Origin of the sequence: Puia sp. P3, from assembly GCF_050632245.1 — a bacterium.
Classification (GTDB): Bacteria; Bacteroidota; Bacteroidia; order Chitinophagales; family Chitinophagaceae; genus Puia.
This window is the reverse complement of sequence record NZ_CP192583.1, coordinates 3,199,874-3,215,931: the sequence shown is the minus strand read 5'-3', so window position 1 is coordinate 3,215,931 and position 16,058 is coordinate 3,199,874. Positions and strand designations below refer to the sequence as shown.

Below are 16,058 nucleotides of genomic sequence, written 5' to 3'. Positions count from 1 at the left end.
CTTCTTTCCACATTACATGATCTTCACAAAAGGTTGCACATACTGGCTGGATCCGGTGCGGCTGGAAACTTTCAGGATGTAGTTGCCGCTTTTCAGTCCGGAGATAGCCAAAGACTGTTGGTTGTTGCCTGCGTTCAGCTGCTGCTGCTCGGTCATGAGGATGATACCGGACAGATTGTAGACCTGTACGATCACCTGCTGTGCGGCGGGGCTGCTGACGTTGTAGTTGAGCACTGCGATGGCGGGGTTAGGATAAACGGCCATTTTGTTGTTGCTCTCTATATTGCTCAGGTTAACTATCTTGGAATAACGGAGGACGCCGTCCATATCTACCTGACGAAGGCGGTAGTAGTTGTTGCCTTTCAGCATATGGTCATCAGAAAACGTATAGTTGTTGGTGTTACCGTTGTTGAGACCGATGACGACGCCGATGGAGTCGTATCCGCCCGTATCGCCCGGAACGCTCGATCACGAACCATTTACAGTTGGTCTGACCTTCCATCGTCCATGAAAGCAGGGCGTTGCTGGTCTGTGCCTTTCCGGTGAAAGCGAGCAGCAGGGCCGGAGTGGCGGACGCGCTGGTTGCCATCTGGGCGCTAAGGTTGCCGGTGGCGGAGATCAGGAGGGCGAGGATCAGGGCTGCGGTAATCTTTTTGGCCCGGAGACAATTGATTGACCAGGTACGGGCCGAATCTCGCTGCTCGATGATTGTTATGGTGCTCGATTTCATGTTAGGTACGATTGCGTGTTGTGACTAGGTATCGGAAAAAAGTGCCAAAAAATAACAATTTGGTAAACAGGGGCTTATGGGTGTGCCACTTCTTTCGCGGTTTCCCGTAAAGGGGAAAAATGCTCTCAAAAATGCAAAAAAATGCGTGGAAGCCCGTGGTCGGACCGTAAATTCCGAAGGCTTCCGGGACCGCGGGAATCGTTATCTTAGTGGCGATGATTTGTACGTATTATTCTTATCAACTCGAATTCAGACATCCTTTTACCATTTCCAGGGCACGAAAACGCACCAGCCGACCCTGATCGTAGAGCTCGAACACAGGGGCGTAAAAGGCTATGGGGAGGCGCCGGCCATTTCCTACTATCATATACCGGTGGAGAAGATGATCGCCGACCTGGAGGCCAAAAGGGCGGGGATCGAGGGGTTTGCGATAACGGACCCCCAGCGCTACTGGCACTATCTGCACCATCTGATACCCGATAATTCCTTTCTCGTCTGTGCGCTGGATATGGCGGGCTGGGACTTGTTTGGCAAGATGCGGCAGCAGCCGTTATATAAGTTATGGAATTTGGACCCGACCAGCGGGCCCTAGACGGATTTTACCATCGGTATCGACACGGTCGATAAAATGGTGGCCAAGATGAGGGAGAGGCCCCGGCCGATCTATAAGATCAAGCTGGGGACGCCCGAGGACCTGGCCATTATGGAGGCCCTTCGGCGGGAGACGGACGCCGTCTTCCGGGTGGATGCCAATGCCGGCTGGACCGTCGGGGAGGCGCTGCAGCTGATACCCGTGCTGGCTCAGCTGGGGGTGGAGTTTGTCGAGCAGCCCCTGGCCAGGGACGACTGGGACGGCATGCGGGTATTATATAAGGAGTCGGTCCTGCCCCTGATCGCCGATGAATCCTGCGTGAAGGAGGAGGACGTGGAAGCCTGCGCGGGATTCTTCCATGGGATCAATATCAAGCTGACCAAGTGCGGCGGTATCACGCCGGCGCGGCGGATGATCGGGAAGGCCCGTTCGCTGGGAATGAAGGTAATGGTGGGAAGCATGAACGAGAGTACCATCGGCAGCGCGGCCATTGCGCACCTGCTGCCTGAACTGGACTATGTGGATATGGATGGGCCGCTGCTACTGAGGGACGATCTGGGGACGGGGCTTGCAATCGGTGCGGATCGGGTGACCATTCCCAACGGTGCCGGACTGGGGGTAGAATTTACGGGACTTTTTTCCAGAGAAGCGGCAGCGGGAATGACAAATTAACGTAGATTTGACGCTTATAGAATATAGAATAGACCAGACCAGCTCGCATATGATAAAAACTACTGAACACGCTCCATCACTGTCTTACCGGGTAAAAGAAAAGTTCAGAACGGTCTTTGCCGAATCGGACCCGCTGATCGTCCGTTCGCCCGGCCGTGTCAACCTGATCGGGGAGCATACGGACTACAATCATGGATTTGTATTACCTGCAGCAATCAATAAAGCCATCTATATGGCGGTCAGCCGTCGTTCGGACGACGAGCTGCACCTCGTCTCCCTCGATCTGGACCGTCAGTATGTCGGTTCCGCGAAGAGGGTCGTGCCTTCGTCTCTGCACTGGCCGGACTATATCCTCGGGGTAGTGCAGCAGATACAGGCGCTGGGTCATGAGCTCGGCGGCTTCAACTGCGTCTTTGGCGGCGATATTCCGCTGGGGGCCGGGATGTCTTCTTCCGCGGCGCTGGAGTGCGCGACGGCTTTTGCGATCAACCAGCTGTTCGGGCTGGGGCTTGATCCGATGACGATGGTGAAGCTGGCGCAGCGGGCAGAGAACGTGTTTGTCGGAGTACAGTGCGGGATCATGGACCAGTTCGCCAGCATGTTCGGGCGGAGGAATCACGTCATCCGGCTGGACTGCCAGTCGCTGGAATATGCCTATGTTCCGTTCGATACGGCGGGCATCCGGATCGTGCTGCTGGATACCAATGTCAAACATTCCCTGGTTTCTTCCGAATACAATACGCGCCGGCAGCAGTGCGAGGCGGGCGTAAAGCTGATCCAGGCACATCACCCCGAAGTAAAAACCCTGCGGGACGCGAATATGGATATGCTGAAGGCTTATGTGGCGTCCGTAGACGCGCTTGTCAACCAGCGGTGCGAATACGTGGTGGAGGAGATCGCCCGTCTTTTGGCGGCGACGAAGGACCTGGAGAGGGGTGATATCGCCTCCTTCGGTGAGAAGATGTTCGAGACCCATGAAGGGCTGAGCCGTAAATACGCCGTCAGCTGTCCGGAGCTGGATTTCCTTGTCGACCAGGTGAAGGATGACCCTTCCGTGATCGGCGCCCGCATGATGGGCGGCGGTTTTGGCGGCTGCACCATCAATCTGGTGAAGGAAGAGGCCATCGACGGCCTTGTTGAAAGACTGACGCCGGTATACCGGAAGGCGATGAAGAAAGACCTGAAGGTCTATATCGGGCAGATCGAGAACGGTACCTCGCTCGGAGAATAGTTACCACCGGAAAAAATTTAAAACTTGCTAATATGAACAAACGACTTTTGTTTTCTCTGGCTTGCAGTGCAAGCCTTCTGGCATCCTGCGGTGGTAATGACAAGCCGGCGGCTGATACGGGTAAAGATTCGGCCGTTGTAAAAGCGCCGGGGGCGGCCCTGCCGGACGCCGGAAGCTTCAAAGACACGGTAGACGGTCAGCCAACGGCCTTGTATATCCTCAAAAACAAGAATGTAACGGCGGCGATCACCAACTATGGCGCCCGCGTCGTGAGTCTGATCGTGCCGGACAAGAACGGCAATCCCACGGACGTAGTCCTGGGCTATGACAGCATCGGGAGTTATATCCACGGGCCGGAAACCTATTTCGGGGCTATTGTTGGCCGTTATGGCAACCGTATTGCCAAAGGACAATTCAAGGTCGGAGGAAAGACTTATAACCTCGCCAAAAACAACGGACCCAACTCTCTGCACGGCGGCAAGAAGGGATTCGGTGCGGTGATATGGACCGGCAAGCAGGTAGACGACCATACCGTCGAGCTGTCCTATCTGTCGAAAGACGGAGAAGAGAACTATCCCGGCAACCTGAAAGTTAAAGTTACCTATACGCTGACTGATAGCAATGCGCTGAAGATCAGCTATGAGGCTACGACGGACAAGGCTACTGTCCTGAACCTCACCAACCACACCTATTTCAATCTCAACGGACAGGGCAGCGGAACCATCAACAATCATACTTTGCGCCTCAACGCCGGGCAGTACACGCCTGTCGATTCGACGCTGATCCCCACGGGAAAGATCGAGTCGGTTGCGAATACTCCCTTTGACTTCCGCACGCCTACCACGATCGGCGCGCGCGTCGACAACGACAATATTCAGCTGAAATACGGCAAGGGTTATGACCACAATTTTGTCATCAGCAGGGCCGCGGGCGAGAAGGGGCTTGCTCCTGCCGCGACCGTGCAGGGTGATCTGAGCGGTATCGTGATGAATGTATATACCGAGGAGCCCGGCATACAGTTCTATGGCGGCAATTTTATGGAAGGAAAGAATACGCTGAAAAACGGCAAAAAGGACGATCACCGCAGCGCTTTCTGTCTCGAGACGCAGCACTATCCCGACTCGCCGAATCAGCCTGGCTTCCCGACGACGGAGCTGAAGCCCGGACAGACCTACCGGACGAGCACGGTCTATCAGTTCGGAACGGCTGGAAAATAAGCTGCATGAACGAAAAGAAATAAGAACCCCGCGGAAGCGGGGGTCTTTTTTATTGACTTACCAATTTTATTGACTTACCAACCTGTATTGCATTTTTACTCCGCTGTCCAGCGCGAAGACGCCGGAGAGGAAGGTCAGGGTATCCCCGTTGATCTGGAAGAACACCTTCTGGTGCGCAGCGTCCTGATAGTCCACGCGATGGATGAACTGACCTGCCGGTACGACAAGGGCGTTGAAGCTGTGGTCTTCCACTACGGTGTAGTTGCCGGTCTTTACGGTCTGGCCATTGGAAGAGATCGAATAAGTATCGTCGGTAAACTTCAGAATATTGGCATTACCAGGCAAATAGCTCGTGAGCGGCAGCATCGAGGACTGGGCGGCGCGGAGTTCCCAGCTTCCTTTGAGCGACTGGGATGAAGAGGATTTTTGGGAATGTTTTTCACAGCTGGCCGACGCCAGAAGCAGGCGGCGCAGCAGGCAGCAAATAATTTCATGGCCGATAGGTTTATCCCCTTGACAAGCTCTGCTGAGCAAACGTTGCATCAGTGGTCGTTCAGCGGCAGGCCGCGCCGCTGGTATTCTTTCCAGTCGAGGTATTCGGCGCCGTGGCGGTGTTCGACCATGGTGATGCAGCCGTCGACGGGGCAGACCAGTTTGCACAGATTGCATCCTACGCATTCCTCTTCTTTTATCGTATAGGTGTTATAGGGATGGCCCGGGTCGAGGCGGATGGACTGGTGAGAGGCGTCTTCGCAGGCGATGTAACAAAGGCCGCAGTGGATGCATTTGTCCGGGTCGATATGCGCCACGATATGATAGTTCATGTCGAGGTCTTCCCAGTGGGTGAGGGTAGGGACGGATCTGCCGATAAAGTCGGTGGTGCGGGCGAATCCTTTTTCGTCCATCCAGTTGCCGAGTCCTTCGCGGAGGTCGTCGATGATGCGAAAGCCGTGGTTCATAACGGCTGTGCATACCTGAATGCTGGTGGCGCCCAGGAGCATGAACTCCGCTGCGTCCTTCCAGGTGCTGACCCCTCCGATACCGGATACGGGAACGCGTGCGGTGACGGGGTCCTGCGCGATGGTCGTCAGCATCTTGAGTGCGATGGGTTTGACGGCGGGGCCGCAGTAGCCGCCGAAGGTGGACTTGCCGGCGACGTTGGGATTGGGGATCAGGGTATCGAGGTCGACGCCGGTCACCGACTGGATGGTATTGATGAGGGAAAGGGCGTTGCTGCCTGCTTCCACGGCGGCGCGTCCTGTGGGGACGACGGAGTGGACGTTGGGGGTCAGTTTCGTAATGACGGGGATCGTAGCGGCTTCCATCACCCATTCCACCACCATTCCGGCGATCTCGGGGTCCCCGCCTACGGCGGCACCCATTCCGCGCTCGGTCATTCCGTGGGGGCAGCCGAAATTGAGCTCCAGTCCGTGGGCGCCGGTATCTTCGACCTTACGGATCAGTTCGTGCCAGCTGTCTCTGTCATTGTCCGCCATCAGTGATACGATCATCGCCCGGTCGGGGAACAGGCGGATGCATTCTTTTATTTCCTTTAGGTTAATATCCAGGGGCCGGTCGCTGATGAGCTCGATATTATTCAGGCCCATCATCCGGGTGCCGTGGTAGTCGACGGAGGAGTAGCGGGAGGAGACGTTCTTTACCTGACTGCCCAGGGTTTTCCAGACGACGCCGCCCCAGCCGGCTTCGAAGGCACGGAGAACGTTGATCTTTTTATCTGTAGGGGGCGCGCTTGCCAGCCAGAAGGGGTTGGGTGAATGGATGCCGAGAAAATCGGTATGGAGGTCAGCCATGGTCTTTTGGTTTAGCTGTTGATCAATTGTAGAATCGCGGAGGCGGTATCTTTTCCCGCCTGTACGGCGTCGACGACCTCTTTTCCGCCGTTGACGCAGTCGCCGCCGGCAAAGACATAGGCGAGCCCGGTGCTGCCGCCTTCCCCGACGGTGATCTTCCCTTTGTCGTTGTCCAGTGCCAGCGGCGCGGACGATCTCCGTATAGGGTGTCTGGCCGGCGGCTTTTATGACCATATCGACGTCGAGGGTGATCGTTTCTCCGGTGTCGGCGGGGCTTCTGCGGCCGCTTGCGTCGGGTTCGCCGAGGCGCATCACCGAGCAGACGAGGGCTTTCACTCCTGTGGTCCCGCCGAGTATGGTTTTTGGCGCCGCCAGCCAGAGGATCCTGCAGCCGTCGAGGAGGGCGATATCGAGTTCTTTTTGTGTGCAGGGCATTTCGTCCTGTGTCCTTCTGTAGACGATCGTGACCTCGCTGGCGCCGAGGCGGCGGGCCTCGGTAGCCGCGTCGATGGCGGTCATGCCCATGCCGATGACGGCGACCTTGTCGCCGACGGGAACGTCGGGAAAGCCGTTGCTGCGGATGTCGTAGATGAATTTTATCGCGTCAACGACGCCGGGGAGCTCTTCGCCGGGGATGTCGAGACGGCGGGCCGTGCCCACGCCGAAGGCGAGGTAGACGGCGTCGAATCCCTGCCGCAGCTGTGTGAGCGTGATGTTGCGGCCGAGCTCCTGCCCGTAGCTTATTTCGATGCCTCCGACGGAGAGAATGTATTGCAGCTCTTCCTCGCAGAATTCGGGTGTGACCTTGTAGGCCGCGATGCCGTAGGTCATGAGTCCGCCGCCCTTCTCTTCCTTCTCGAAGATGGTCACGTCCACGCCTGTCCGCGCCAGCACGTGGGCGCAGCTGAGGCCGGAGGGGCCTGCGCCGACGACCGCCACTTTTTTCCGGTGGGTTCCTTGCGCTGGAAGAGGGGCCAGTGCTGCCGGATGGCGGGTTCGGTGGAATAGCGCTGGAGCCGGGCGATGGGGATCGGGTCTTCTTCCATGAGGTTGTAGACGCAGGCTCCTTCGCAGAGTTTTTCGACGGGGCAGACGCGCGAGCATCCGCCGCCCATGATGTTCGACTGGAAGATCGTATGGGCGGAGCCTTTGATGTTGCCGGTGGTGATCTGCTTTATGAATTTCGGGATATCGATACCCGTCGGACAGCTTTTCGTGCAGGGCGCGTCGTAGCAGTACAGGCAGCGGTTGGCGTCGACGAGCGCGGCCTCCCTTGTCTCGAAGGGGGGTGGATGTCCTGAAAGTTGCGGGCATATTCGGCGGGGGAGAGGCGTTGATTGCTGATGGGCATGTGCCTGTAGTTTTATAGTTCGGTTAGTCTGCCATAGGTCTCGGGCCGACGGTCGCGGAAGAACTGCCATACGCTTCTTATCTCGTCGATCTTGTCGAGGTCGAAGTCGGCGATCAGGAGTTCGTCTTTTGTGTCGGAGGCTTGGGCGAAGATCTGTCCGCGGGGATCGACAAAATAGCTGCTGCCGTAGAAGCGGCCCAGATGCCACGGCTTTTCTTCTCCGACGCGGTTGATGCAGCCCATATAATAGCCGTTGGCCGCTGCGTGCGCGGGCTGTTCCAGCTGCCAGAGGTATTGCGAGAGGCCGGCGACCGTTGCGGATGGGTTGTAGACGATCTCGGCGCCGTTGAGTCCAAGGCAGCGCGCGCCGTCGGGGAAATGCCGGTCGTAGCAGATATAAACTCCGACTTTGGCATAGCGGGTCTGGAACACGGGATAGCCGAGATTGCCGGGTTTGAAGAAGAATTTCTCCCAAAAACCCGAGGTATGCGGGATATGGTTCTTCCGGTATTTCCCGAGCAGGGTGCCGTCGGCGTCGATGACGGCGGCGGTATTATAGAGGACGCCGGGTTGTTCTTTTTCGTAGATGGGAACGACCATGACCATACTGTATTTTTTTGCATATTCGGTCATGCGTTCGATGGTCGGGCCGGGGATCGATTCCGCGGAGGAGTACCAGTGCGCTGTTCTGTCCGGGACAGAAATAGGGCGTATTGAAGATCTCCTGCAGACAAAGGATCTGTACGCCTTTCTTTCCGGCCTCTTCGATAAGGGGGATATGCTTCTGGAGCATGGCTTCCTTGATCTCGCCGATGGTGCCTTCGCCTTCCGTTAGGGGAAGGCTCATCTGGATGAGTCCTGATCTGATGATTCTGGGCATTGAGTGTGGTGGTTTAGTTTATATAAAATTGCCGGTCTTGCCGCGGCGGATGAACTGACCGTAGCCTTTTTCGACGAGGCATTCGTCCTTCTCGATGGCGATCTTCCCCCTCAATACTACTGTATGTACCTTGCCCGTCAGCTCCCATCCCTCGTAGGCGGAGTAGTCGACGTTCATATGGTGGGTAGAGGCGGAGAGGGAATGCTTCGCGTTGGGATCGAAGATCAGGATGTCGGCGTCGCTGCCGGGTGCGATGGTCCCTTTTCTCGGGAACATCCCGAAGATCTTCGCGGGGTTGGTGCAGGCGACCTCGACGTATTTGTTGAGGCTGATCCTTCCTTTGTGTACGCCCTCGCTGTAGAGGAGCTCCATCCTGTTTTCGATGGCGGGGTGGCCGTTGGGGATTTTGGAGAAATCCTTTTCGCCCATCAGTTTTTGCTTCCACATGAAGGGGCAGTGGTCGGTGGCGACGACGTTGACGAGTCCCTGGTTGATACCCGCCCAGAGGGTCTCCCGGTCTTTCTTTTGCCGGAGGGGCGGGCTCATGACCCATTTGGCCCCTTCGAAATCCCGTTCGTAGAGATTCGCGTCGAGCAGCAGGTACTGGATACAGGTCTCGACGAATACCTTCTGGTTGCGGCGGGTAGCGTTGCGGACCGCATTCAGGGCCCCTTCACAGGTCATGTGTACGATATAGCCCGGGCATCCGGTATAGTTGGAGATATCGGTAAAGCGTCCGGAGGCTTCGGCTTCCGTGACTTCGGGCTGGGAGAGGTAGTGATACAGGGGTGAGAGTTTGCCTTCGGCCCGGTGTTTGGCGATGAGGTAGTCGATCATGTCTCCGTTGGTGGCGTGTACGGTGACGAGGCCGCCGTGGAGGCGGACCTCCTGCATGAGCGCGGTCATCTGGCGGTCATCGATCATGAGGGCGCCCTTGTAGGCCATGAAAGTTTTGAAGGACGTAATGCCTTCTTCTTCCACCATCTGGCGGATCTCTTTTTGTGTGTTGTCGTTGTAGTCGGTGACGGCCATGTGGAAACTATAGTCGCCGACGGCGGTGCCGGTGGCGCGTCCCTGCCACTCGGTGAGGGCTTCTTTTAGCGAGTGGCCCTGTCGCTGCAGGACAAAGTCGATCACGGTGGTGGTGCCGCCGAACAGGGCGGCGCGGGTGCCTGTCTCGTGCGTATCGCTGGAGAAGGTGCCCATGAAGGGCATGTCGAGGTGGACGTGCGGGTCGATCCCACCGGGCATTACGAGCAGGCCCAGCGCGTCGATGATGCGGTCGGCCTGTTGTCCGAGGTTGGTGCCGACGGCGGTAATGGTCTCGCCCTGGATGAAGACGTCGCCTTTATAGTCATCGGTTGCGGTAACGATCCTTCCATTTTTAATCAGCAGAGACATAGTTGACCTCCTCTTTTGGTTGGTGAGCGGTACGGGAAAGCATGAACAGACAGTAGAAGCCGCCGGCCGCGAAAAAGCCGGTAAACCAGGCATAGCTGTAGAGCCCGGTGATCCAGGACGGGAAGGTGGCCGCGTTGACGAGGCCTACCGTGACGAGGAATCCGGGGATGCTGGGCAGTATGCCGAGCGCGAGGCTGATGAGTGCGCTGCGGTTAAATCCTTTCGTGTAGGTGTATGCGCCGTTGGTCAGGTACAGGTCTTCGGGAATGAGTTGTTGTTTACGGACAAAATAGTAGTCGGCGATCAGGATCCCGCCTACGGGGCCGAGCAGGCTGGAGTAGCCGACCAGCCAGGTAAAGATATAGCCGCCGGGGTCGGCGACGAGCTTCCAGGGAAAGATGAGTATGCCGATGACGCCGGTGATCAGGCCGCCTTTCCGGAAATCGATGCGTTTTGGTGCAAGATTGGCAAAATCGTTGGCGGGGCTGACGATGTTCGCCGCGATATTGGTTGCAAGTGTAGAAACGGCGACCGCCAGCATCGCGACGCTGACGAGTGCCTTGCTTTCGAATCTGCCTGCCAGCGCGACGGGGTCCCAGATGGTTGTGCCGTAAATGACGGTGGTTGCGGAGGTCACGACCACGCCGATAAAGGCGAAGAGTGTCATAGAGGGCGGGAGGCCGATGGCCTGTCCTCTTATCTGTGCCCGCTGGCTGGTGGCATAGCGGGTAAAGTCGGGGATATTGAGGGAAAGTGTAGCCCAGAAGCCGACCATGCCGGTGAGGCCCGGGATGAAGAAGGCCCAGAAGGCGGAGGTAGTCTGGAACCGGGAGGGGATCTGCAATATCGTCGACAGCCCTCCGGGCGTGTTGGCCGTGGGCCCGTGCGAGGAGCGCGAGGGCTGCCAGGGGTAGGAAGAAGGCTTTGAACACCAGCAACTTCTTAATGCTTTCAACGCCTTTCCAGACGACCCACATATTGATCAGCCAAAAGACAATAAAAAAGTCCCGGACTGTCGAGAGATGGTATCCAGACGTGAAGCATCTGGTTCAGCGCCGATCCGCCGATCCAGGTCTGGATGCCGAACCAGCCGCAGGCGACGATGGCGCGCAGCATGGCGGGGACGTTGGCGCCGCGTGTGCCGAAGCTGGCGCGGGCATAAACGGGAAATGGAATGCCGTATTTCGCCCCTGCGCGGCCGTTGAGGATCATCGGTATGAGGACGATGGTGTTGCCGAGGAAAATCGTGCCGATGGCCTGCCACCAACTCATGCCGCCGCCGATGAGCGAGCTGGCGAGCATATAGGTGGGGATGCAAAGGCTCATGCTGATCCAGAGCGCGGCGTAGTTCCAGGTGGACCAGGTGCGTTTGCCGGGTGGGACGGGTGCGAGGTCTTCGCTATAGAGCGAGTCATCAGGCATAGGTAATCGGTTTATCGTGAGGAGGCTCTTTCCCGGCCTCAGGGATTCGTGTGTGCGTCGGCGAGGGTGAGTGCTTCACTGATGATCGTTAGGCCTTCGTCTATCTGCCCGCGTGTGATGCTCAGCGGCGGCGCGATAAAGACGTAGTTCCAGCGAACGAAGGCGTAGACGCCCAGCTGCTTGATTTTAGCGGCGACCTGGTTCATGACGGCCATCTGGTCGGCGGTCGCGTTGTAGGGTGCCATGGGTTCTTTTGTTTCGCGGTTCTTCACCAGTTCGATACAGCCGAGGAGCCCCGTGTTGCGGAAGTCGCCGATACAGGGGTGTTTGGTTTTCAGTTCGGCGACCTGCCGGTCGATATAGCGTCCCATCTCGGCCGCGTTCTCGATGAGGTGTTCGTCTTCGTAGATCTTCATTACTTCGAGTCCCGCCGCGCAGGCAACCGGGTGCGCCGAATAGGTGAGCCCGAGGTAGAGCATGCGGTCGTTGAAGTGTTCGGCGATCTTGTCGGTGACGATCAGGGCGCCGAGGGGGATATAGCCGGCTGTGATGCCTTTGGCGGTAGCGATCATGTCCGGAACGATGCCGTGCAGTTCGGAGGCGAACCATTTGCCGGTGCGGCCAAAACCGCTCATTACTTCGTCGGCGATCAGCAGGATGCCGTGTTTGTCGCAGAGCGCCCGTACTTTTTTCAGGTAGTCCGGAGGGTATTTGATACAGCCCGAGGTGCCGCTTTCGCCTTCCATCAGGACGGCGGCGATGTTCTGGGGTCCTTCGAAATCGATGATGCGTTCGATGTGCTGGACGCACTCGCGGTTGCAGGATTCGATCTTTTTGTCCCAGGGGCAGCGATAGCAGTAGGGGTCTTCGACGTGTATGATATTGGGGACCTGCTGGGAGTCGGCCGCGAGTTTGCGGGGGTCGCCGCCCGCCGTCATCGAGCCGTAGGATGCGCCGTGGAAGGCGCGGTAGCGGGCGATGATCTTGTGGCGGCCGGTATAGATGCGGGCGAGCTTGATGGCGTTCTCGATGGCGGATGCGCCGTCGGTGGTGAACAGGGTCTTCTGCAGATTGCCAGGTGTGATCTCTGCGAGTTTCCTGCCGAGTTCGCCCCTGGCCCTTGTCACGCAGCTGGGGGTGACGTAGCTGACCTCCTGCATCTGGCGGTAGACGGCGTCGGCGACGCGGGGATGGCCGTGGCCGATGTTGACGTTCATCAGTCCGGAAGAGAAGTCCAGGTAGCGTTTGCCGTCATAGTCATAGAGGTAGACGCCTTCCGCCCGCTGGACGGCGATCGGGTTGATGCCTTTTTGTTTGCTCCAGGAGAAGAGGGTGTAGTCGAGGTTGTCCTGGATGATCTCCTGGGTCTCGGTAATGGGAGAAGATACAGCCATATTAATAAGGTTTTGGTGTTTGACTCTTGTTCATCGTTTGAATCAGCCGATCGTTTGGCTCAGCCGATCGTTTGGCCTCAGCTCAGTTTGGCTCAGCTCATTTGGCCTCCGCTCAGTTGGCTTCAGCTCATCCAGTTGGTACCGGCTTCGGGGTTCCACTTGACCGTGCTCTTCTTCAGGCGGGTCCAGAACTCGATGGAGCTTTTTCCGGTGATGTCGCCGACGCCGAAGCGGCTTTCATTCCATCCGCCGAAGGAAAAGGGTTCCCGCGGCACGGGTACGCCGACGTTGACGCCGATCATTCCCGCGCTCGCGCGTTCGATGACCTGCCGGGCCATGCCTCCGTTGCGGGTATAGACGGAGGCCGCGTTCCCATAGGGGTTTGCGTTCTCAATCGCCAGCGCCTCGTCGAGTGTCGATACGCGCATGATGCTGATGACGGGGCCGAAGATCTCTTCTTTGGCGACGGCCATATCGGGAGTTACATAGTCGATTACGGTAGGGCCGACGTAGGTGCCGTTCTCTTTGCCGGGAACGGTATAGCCGCGGCCGTCGACGAGGACTTTGGCGCCCTGCTGTTCGGCCTGGGTGATATATTTCTCGATGCGTTCTTTGGCTTCTTTGTTGATGACGGCGCCGAGGTTCCTGCCGGGGACGACTTTTCTGGCTTCCTCGCAGATGCGTTCGATGATGGCATCCGTCGGCCCGACTGCGAGCATGGCCGATGCCGCCATGCACCTCTGACCGGCGCAGCCGCTCATAGAGACGACGACGTCGCGGGCGGTCATTTCGGGCTGGGCGTCGGGCAGTACGAGGAGGTGGTTCTTGGCGCCGCCGAGGGCAAGACACCGTTTGAGCTGCTGGGTAGCTCGCTGGTAGACGAGTTTAGCCACCCTTGTGGAGCCGACGAAGGATACGGCGTCGATGCCGGGGTGGTCGCAGATCGCGTTGACGATGTCGCTTTCGCCGTTGACGATATTGAAGACCCCGTCGGGGAGGCCGGCTTCTTTGAGCAGGAGGGCGAGGCGGGCGACGCTGAGGGGAACTTTCTCGGATGGTTTGATGATCATGCAATTGCCGAGGGCAAGTGCGTTGGGTATGGTCCAGTTGGGCACCATGGCGGGGAAATTGAAGGGGACGATGGAGGCGACGACGCCGAGCGGGACCCTTTCGGTACGACATTCGACGCCCTTGCTCACTTCCATTATCTCGCCGGCTATCAGCTGCGGCATGGAGGTGGCGAATTCGGTCAGTTCGATGCATTTTTCGATTTCGGCCCGTGCTTCGTCGCGGGTCTTGCCGTTCTCTTCGCTGACGAGGGCGGTGAGTTCTTCCTTGTCGCGTTCGAGGAGGTATTTATAGCGAAAGAAGACCTGCACCCTTTCTTTGACGGTGGTGCGGCTCCAGCCTGCAAAGGCTGCGCGGGCGGAGGCGACGGCGGCGTCGAGGTCGGCGGTGGTGGAGCAGGACATGTCGGCCAGCGGGGTCCCGTCCAGAGGAGAGACGACGGGGATATGGCGGCCCGTGCTGCTGGCGGTGAAGGCGCCGTCGATGAAATTTTTGAGGCGTCCGTATTTTGCCGGAGAGGAGACGAGGGAGGACATATGCATTTGGTTATGACATACAATATACCAAAAAATGGATATGCCCTTCCTCTGCCTTTGGGGTTAACTCTTAGTGACGACCAATACCTGGAAGGTACCAGGTATAGTCCCTGGGCGCTCGCCTGCGTTTGGTTTTTCGGTGTCCGCGGCGGGCAGGTAAACTTCGTGGGTTTTTGAGTCGACGGCGAGGGTGCGGGCGCTGCGTTTTGTGGGAACGTCGGGTAGTGGCTTGAAGGAAGTGGCGGACTCTTCTTTGACGAGGGAGAGCTTGCCTTCGCCGCAGGAGGCGAATATGAGGTGCAGTGTTTCGTCGAAGCCGACGCCGTCGCATCCGTCTCCGATGGGTTGTTTGCTGACGACGGCCCCGCTGTCGGCGTCGAGAATGACCAGCTGTTTGTCGCAGCCGGCGAAGAGGCGGTGGGTGGCGTTGTCGATGGCGAGGCCGGTGGGGCCTTCGGCGTCCAGCGGCCAGCTGGATATGACCTTTTTGGTGCGCATGTCCACTACCGTTATTTTGTTCTTGTCTTCGATGTTTATATAGATCCTGCCTTTTTCGTCGGAGACGGCGGTCTCGGGCTTACCATCGAGCGGGATGGTGGCCGTGACGGTGTTGGATGTCGGGTCGACGACGGAGAGGTCGTGGCTGCGGCCGTTGCAGGTGACGATCGTTTTGGAGAAGGGCTCGTACATGATGGCGTCGGGGTTTTGGCCCACGGGGATCTGCTGCAGTACGGCCGCGGTCTTCAAGTCGAAAACGGTGACGGTATTTGCCCTGCCGTTGCTGGTGTAGCCTTTTCCCGAGGCGAAGGCTATTCCGTGTACGCCGGCCGTGTTGGGGATGACGCCGACCGAGTCGCCGGTCTTTTGGTCGAGGATATTGACCTGGGTGCCGTGGGAGACGTAGAGTTTTTGGTCGGGGCCGACGGCGATATAGTCCCATCCGCCGGGGCTGCCTATTTTAAAGGTTTTGGAGACGTGGAAGTCCCGGCCGGTGGCGGGGTGGAGGGCGAGGCAGAGGACGGGTAGGATGGCGAGGATCCGGTGTGGCATGGTTTGATTGTTTGGGTCAAGGTACCAGGGGATTCTGAGAAAAATCTGGATTGGAGGCGTTTGGGAAAGGCGGCGGGCATTACTGTTTCAGGAACGTAAGGGGTGGTCCCACTACTTCGAAGCCATGGTCTTTTCTGAACTGGGCGTTTTGTTCGGGTGTCATCCCTTTTGTTTCGCCTTTGCTGATGGCTGTAAAGAAAGCTTCCATTTTTCCGGCTGGGTTGAAAACCATCAGCATTCTGGCTTCTCCGTCGCCGACTTTTGCGAAACAGTGGGGAATGGTCCTCGGTCCGAAGACGCTGTCACCTGCTTTGGCGGTGTAGACCTGGTCGCCGACCTTTATCAGGAAGGTTCCCCGGAGGATATACCACCATTCGTCCTGGTCGTAGTGTACGTGGAGGGGTGGGCCGCCTGGTTTGACGCGGGTAGACTCGTATATATACAGAGCGCCTCCGGCGTCCTCTGTAGAAACCTTCGAGAAAAAGGTATCGCCTTCGAACAGAACGAGGGGAGAGCCGGCGCGGTCTTTACCGGCCGGAACATAAAATCCCCGGCCGGAGGCTCGCTGGACGCGGGTAGCCAGAGTCGCCAGTGGGGCCGCGATCGCCGCGAAAGCGGATAGGGTCAGCTTTAGAAAGGAATCTCGTTTCATCTAAGGAAGATAATCGATTTTCATACCCTGACTTCCTTTCTTTGAGCAGTT

18 protein-coding genes are annotated in these 16,058 nt (G+C 57.8%); 4 read left to right on the top strand and 14 right to left on the bottom strand.

The features are described 5' to 3' along the window. Positions 1-12: 12 nt before the first annotated feature. Both ACQ86N_RS19575 and ACQ86N_RS19570 read right to left on the bottom strand, forming a co-directional pair. Complete coding sequence (locus tag ACQ86N_RS19575) at positions 13-369, bottom strand: T9SS type A sorting domain-containing protein (RefSeq protein ID WP_431216596.1); 357 nt, start codon at positions 367-369, stop codon at positions 13-15. Positions 370-400: 31 nt separating this feature from the next. Further along, positions 401-730, bottom strand: coding sequence for a hypothetical protein (locus ACQ86N_RS19570; RefSeq protein ID WP_431216595.1), 330 nt, complete (start codon positions 728-730; stop codon positions 401-403). Between the two features lie 220 nt (positions 731-950). On the opposite strand from ACQ86N_RS19570, the gene ACQ86N_RS19565 reads away from it, so the two are divergent. The 4 genes from ACQ86N_RS19565 to ACQ86N_RS19550 are packed head-to-tail and all read left to right on the top strand — an operon-like array spanning position 951 to position 4,442. After that, positions 951-1,322, top strand: a complete 372-nt coding sequence (locus tag ACQ86N_RS19565) for a hypothetical protein (RefSeq protein WP_431216594.1) — start codon at positions 951-953, stop codon at positions 1,320-1,322. Between the two features lie 48 nt (positions 1,323-1,370). Next, positions 1,371-1,994, top strand: a complete 624-nt coding sequence (locus ACQ86N_RS19560) for an enolase C-terminal domain-like protein (protein WP_431216593.1) — start codon at positions 1,371-1,373, stop codon at positions 1,992-1,994. 49 nt (positions 1,995-2,043) lie between these two features. Then, the gene (gene galK / locus ACQ86N_RS19555; RefSeq protein ID WP_431216592.1) at positions 2,044-3,225 is read left to right on the top strand and encodes a galactokinase; all 1,182 of its coding nucleotides are present in this window, start codon (positions 2,044-2,046) and stop codon (positions 3,223-3,225) included. 32 nt (positions 3,226-3,257) lie between these two features. After that, on the top strand, positions 3,258-4,442 hold the full coding sequence (locus ACQ86N_RS19550; protein ID WP_431216591.1) for an aldose epimerase family protein: 1,185 nt from the start codon (positions 3,258-3,260) through the stop codon (positions 4,440-4,442). Positions 4,443-4,508: 66 nt separating this feature from the next. Here the strand turns inward: ACQ86N_RS19550 and ACQ86N_RS19545 are convergent, their stop codons facing one another. The 12 genes from ACQ86N_RS19545 to ACQ86N_RS19490 form a co-directional block, all read right to left on the bottom strand. Beyond that, complete coding sequence (locus tag ACQ86N_RS19545) at positions 4,509-4,985, bottom strand: hypothetical protein (RefSeq protein ID WP_431216590.1); 477 nt, start codon at positions 4,983-4,985, stop codon at positions 4,509-4,511. Continuing rightward, a complete protein-coding gene (gene preA, locus ACQ86N_RS19540) occupies positions 4,985-7,192 on the bottom strand; it encodes an NAD-dependent dihydropyrimidine dehydrogenase subunit PreA (protein WP_431216589.1) in 2,208 nt (735 codons plus the stop codon). The genes ACQ86N_RS19545 and preA overlap by 1 nt, the downstream gene beginning before the upstream one ends. After that, positions 7,120-7,674, bottom strand: coding sequence for a hypothetical protein (locus ACQ86N_RS19535; RefSeq protein WP_431216588.1), 555 nt, complete (start codon positions 7,672-7,674; stop codon positions 7,120-7,122). The genes preA and ACQ86N_RS19535 overlap by 73 nt, the downstream gene beginning before the upstream one ends. Next, entirely contained in the window at positions 7,617-8,246 is a 630-nt protein-coding gene (locus ACQ86N_RS19530) for a nitrilase-related carbon-nitrogen hydrolase (protein ID WP_431217492.1), read from the bottom strand. Before ACQ86N_RS19530 ends, ACQ86N_RS19535 begins: the two co-directional genes overlap by 58 nt. Continuing rightward, the gene (locus ACQ86N_RS19525) at positions 8,158-8,484 is read right to left on the bottom strand and encodes a hypothetical protein (protein WP_431216587.1); all 327 of its coding nucleotides are present in this window, start codon (positions 8,482-8,484) and stop codon (positions 8,158-8,160) included. Before ACQ86N_RS19525 ends, ACQ86N_RS19530 begins: the two co-directional genes overlap by 89 nt. A gap of 18 nt (positions 8,485-8,502) precedes the next feature. Then, entirely contained in the window at positions 8,503-9,885 is a 1,383-nt protein-coding gene (gene hydA, locus ACQ86N_RS19520; RefSeq protein ID WP_431216586.1) for a dihydropyrimidinase, read from the bottom strand. Next, positions 9,869-10,840: a cytosine permease gene (locus ACQ86N_RS19515; RefSeq protein ID WP_431216585.1), complete on the bottom strand. Its 972-nt coding sequence runs from the start codon at positions 10,838-10,840 to the stop codon at positions 9,869-9,871. The genes hydA and ACQ86N_RS19515 overlap by 17 nt, the downstream gene beginning before the upstream one ends. Then, positions 10,837-11,307 (bottom strand): cytosine permease, encoded by a 471-nt coding sequence (locus ACQ86N_RS19510; RefSeq protein ID WP_431216584.1) that lies wholly within the window; start codon positions 11,305-11,307, stop codon positions 10,837-10,839. Before ACQ86N_RS19510 ends, ACQ86N_RS19515 begins: the two co-directional genes overlap by 4 nt. Before the next feature lie 38 nt (positions 11,308-11,345). Further along, entirely contained in the window at positions 11,346-12,701 is a 1,356-nt protein-coding gene (locus tag ACQ86N_RS19505; protein WP_431216583.1) for an aminotransferase class III-fold pyridoxal phosphate-dependent enzyme, read from the bottom strand. 122 nt (positions 12,702-12,823) lie between these two features. Beyond that, positions 12,824-14,305 (bottom strand): CoA-acylating methylmalonate-semialdehyde dehydrogenase, encoded by a 1,482-nt coding sequence (locus tag ACQ86N_RS19500; protein ID WP_431216582.1) that lies wholly within the window; start codon positions 14,303-14,305, stop codon positions 12,824-12,826. Between the two features lie 63 nt (positions 14,306-14,368). Further along, the gene (locus tag ACQ86N_RS19495) at positions 14,369-15,355 is read right to left on the bottom strand and encodes a YncE family protein (RefSeq protein ID WP_431216581.1); all 987 of its coding nucleotides are present in this window, start codon (positions 15,353-15,355) and stop codon (positions 14,369-14,371) included. A 79-nt stretch (positions 15,356-15,434) separates the two neighbouring features. After that, on the bottom strand, positions 15,435-16,007 hold the full coding sequence (locus ACQ86N_RS19490) for a cupin domain-containing protein (protein WP_431216580.1): 573 nt from the start codon (positions 16,005-16,007) through the stop codon (positions 15,435-15,437). Positions 16,008-16,058 lie beyond the last annotated feature (51 nt).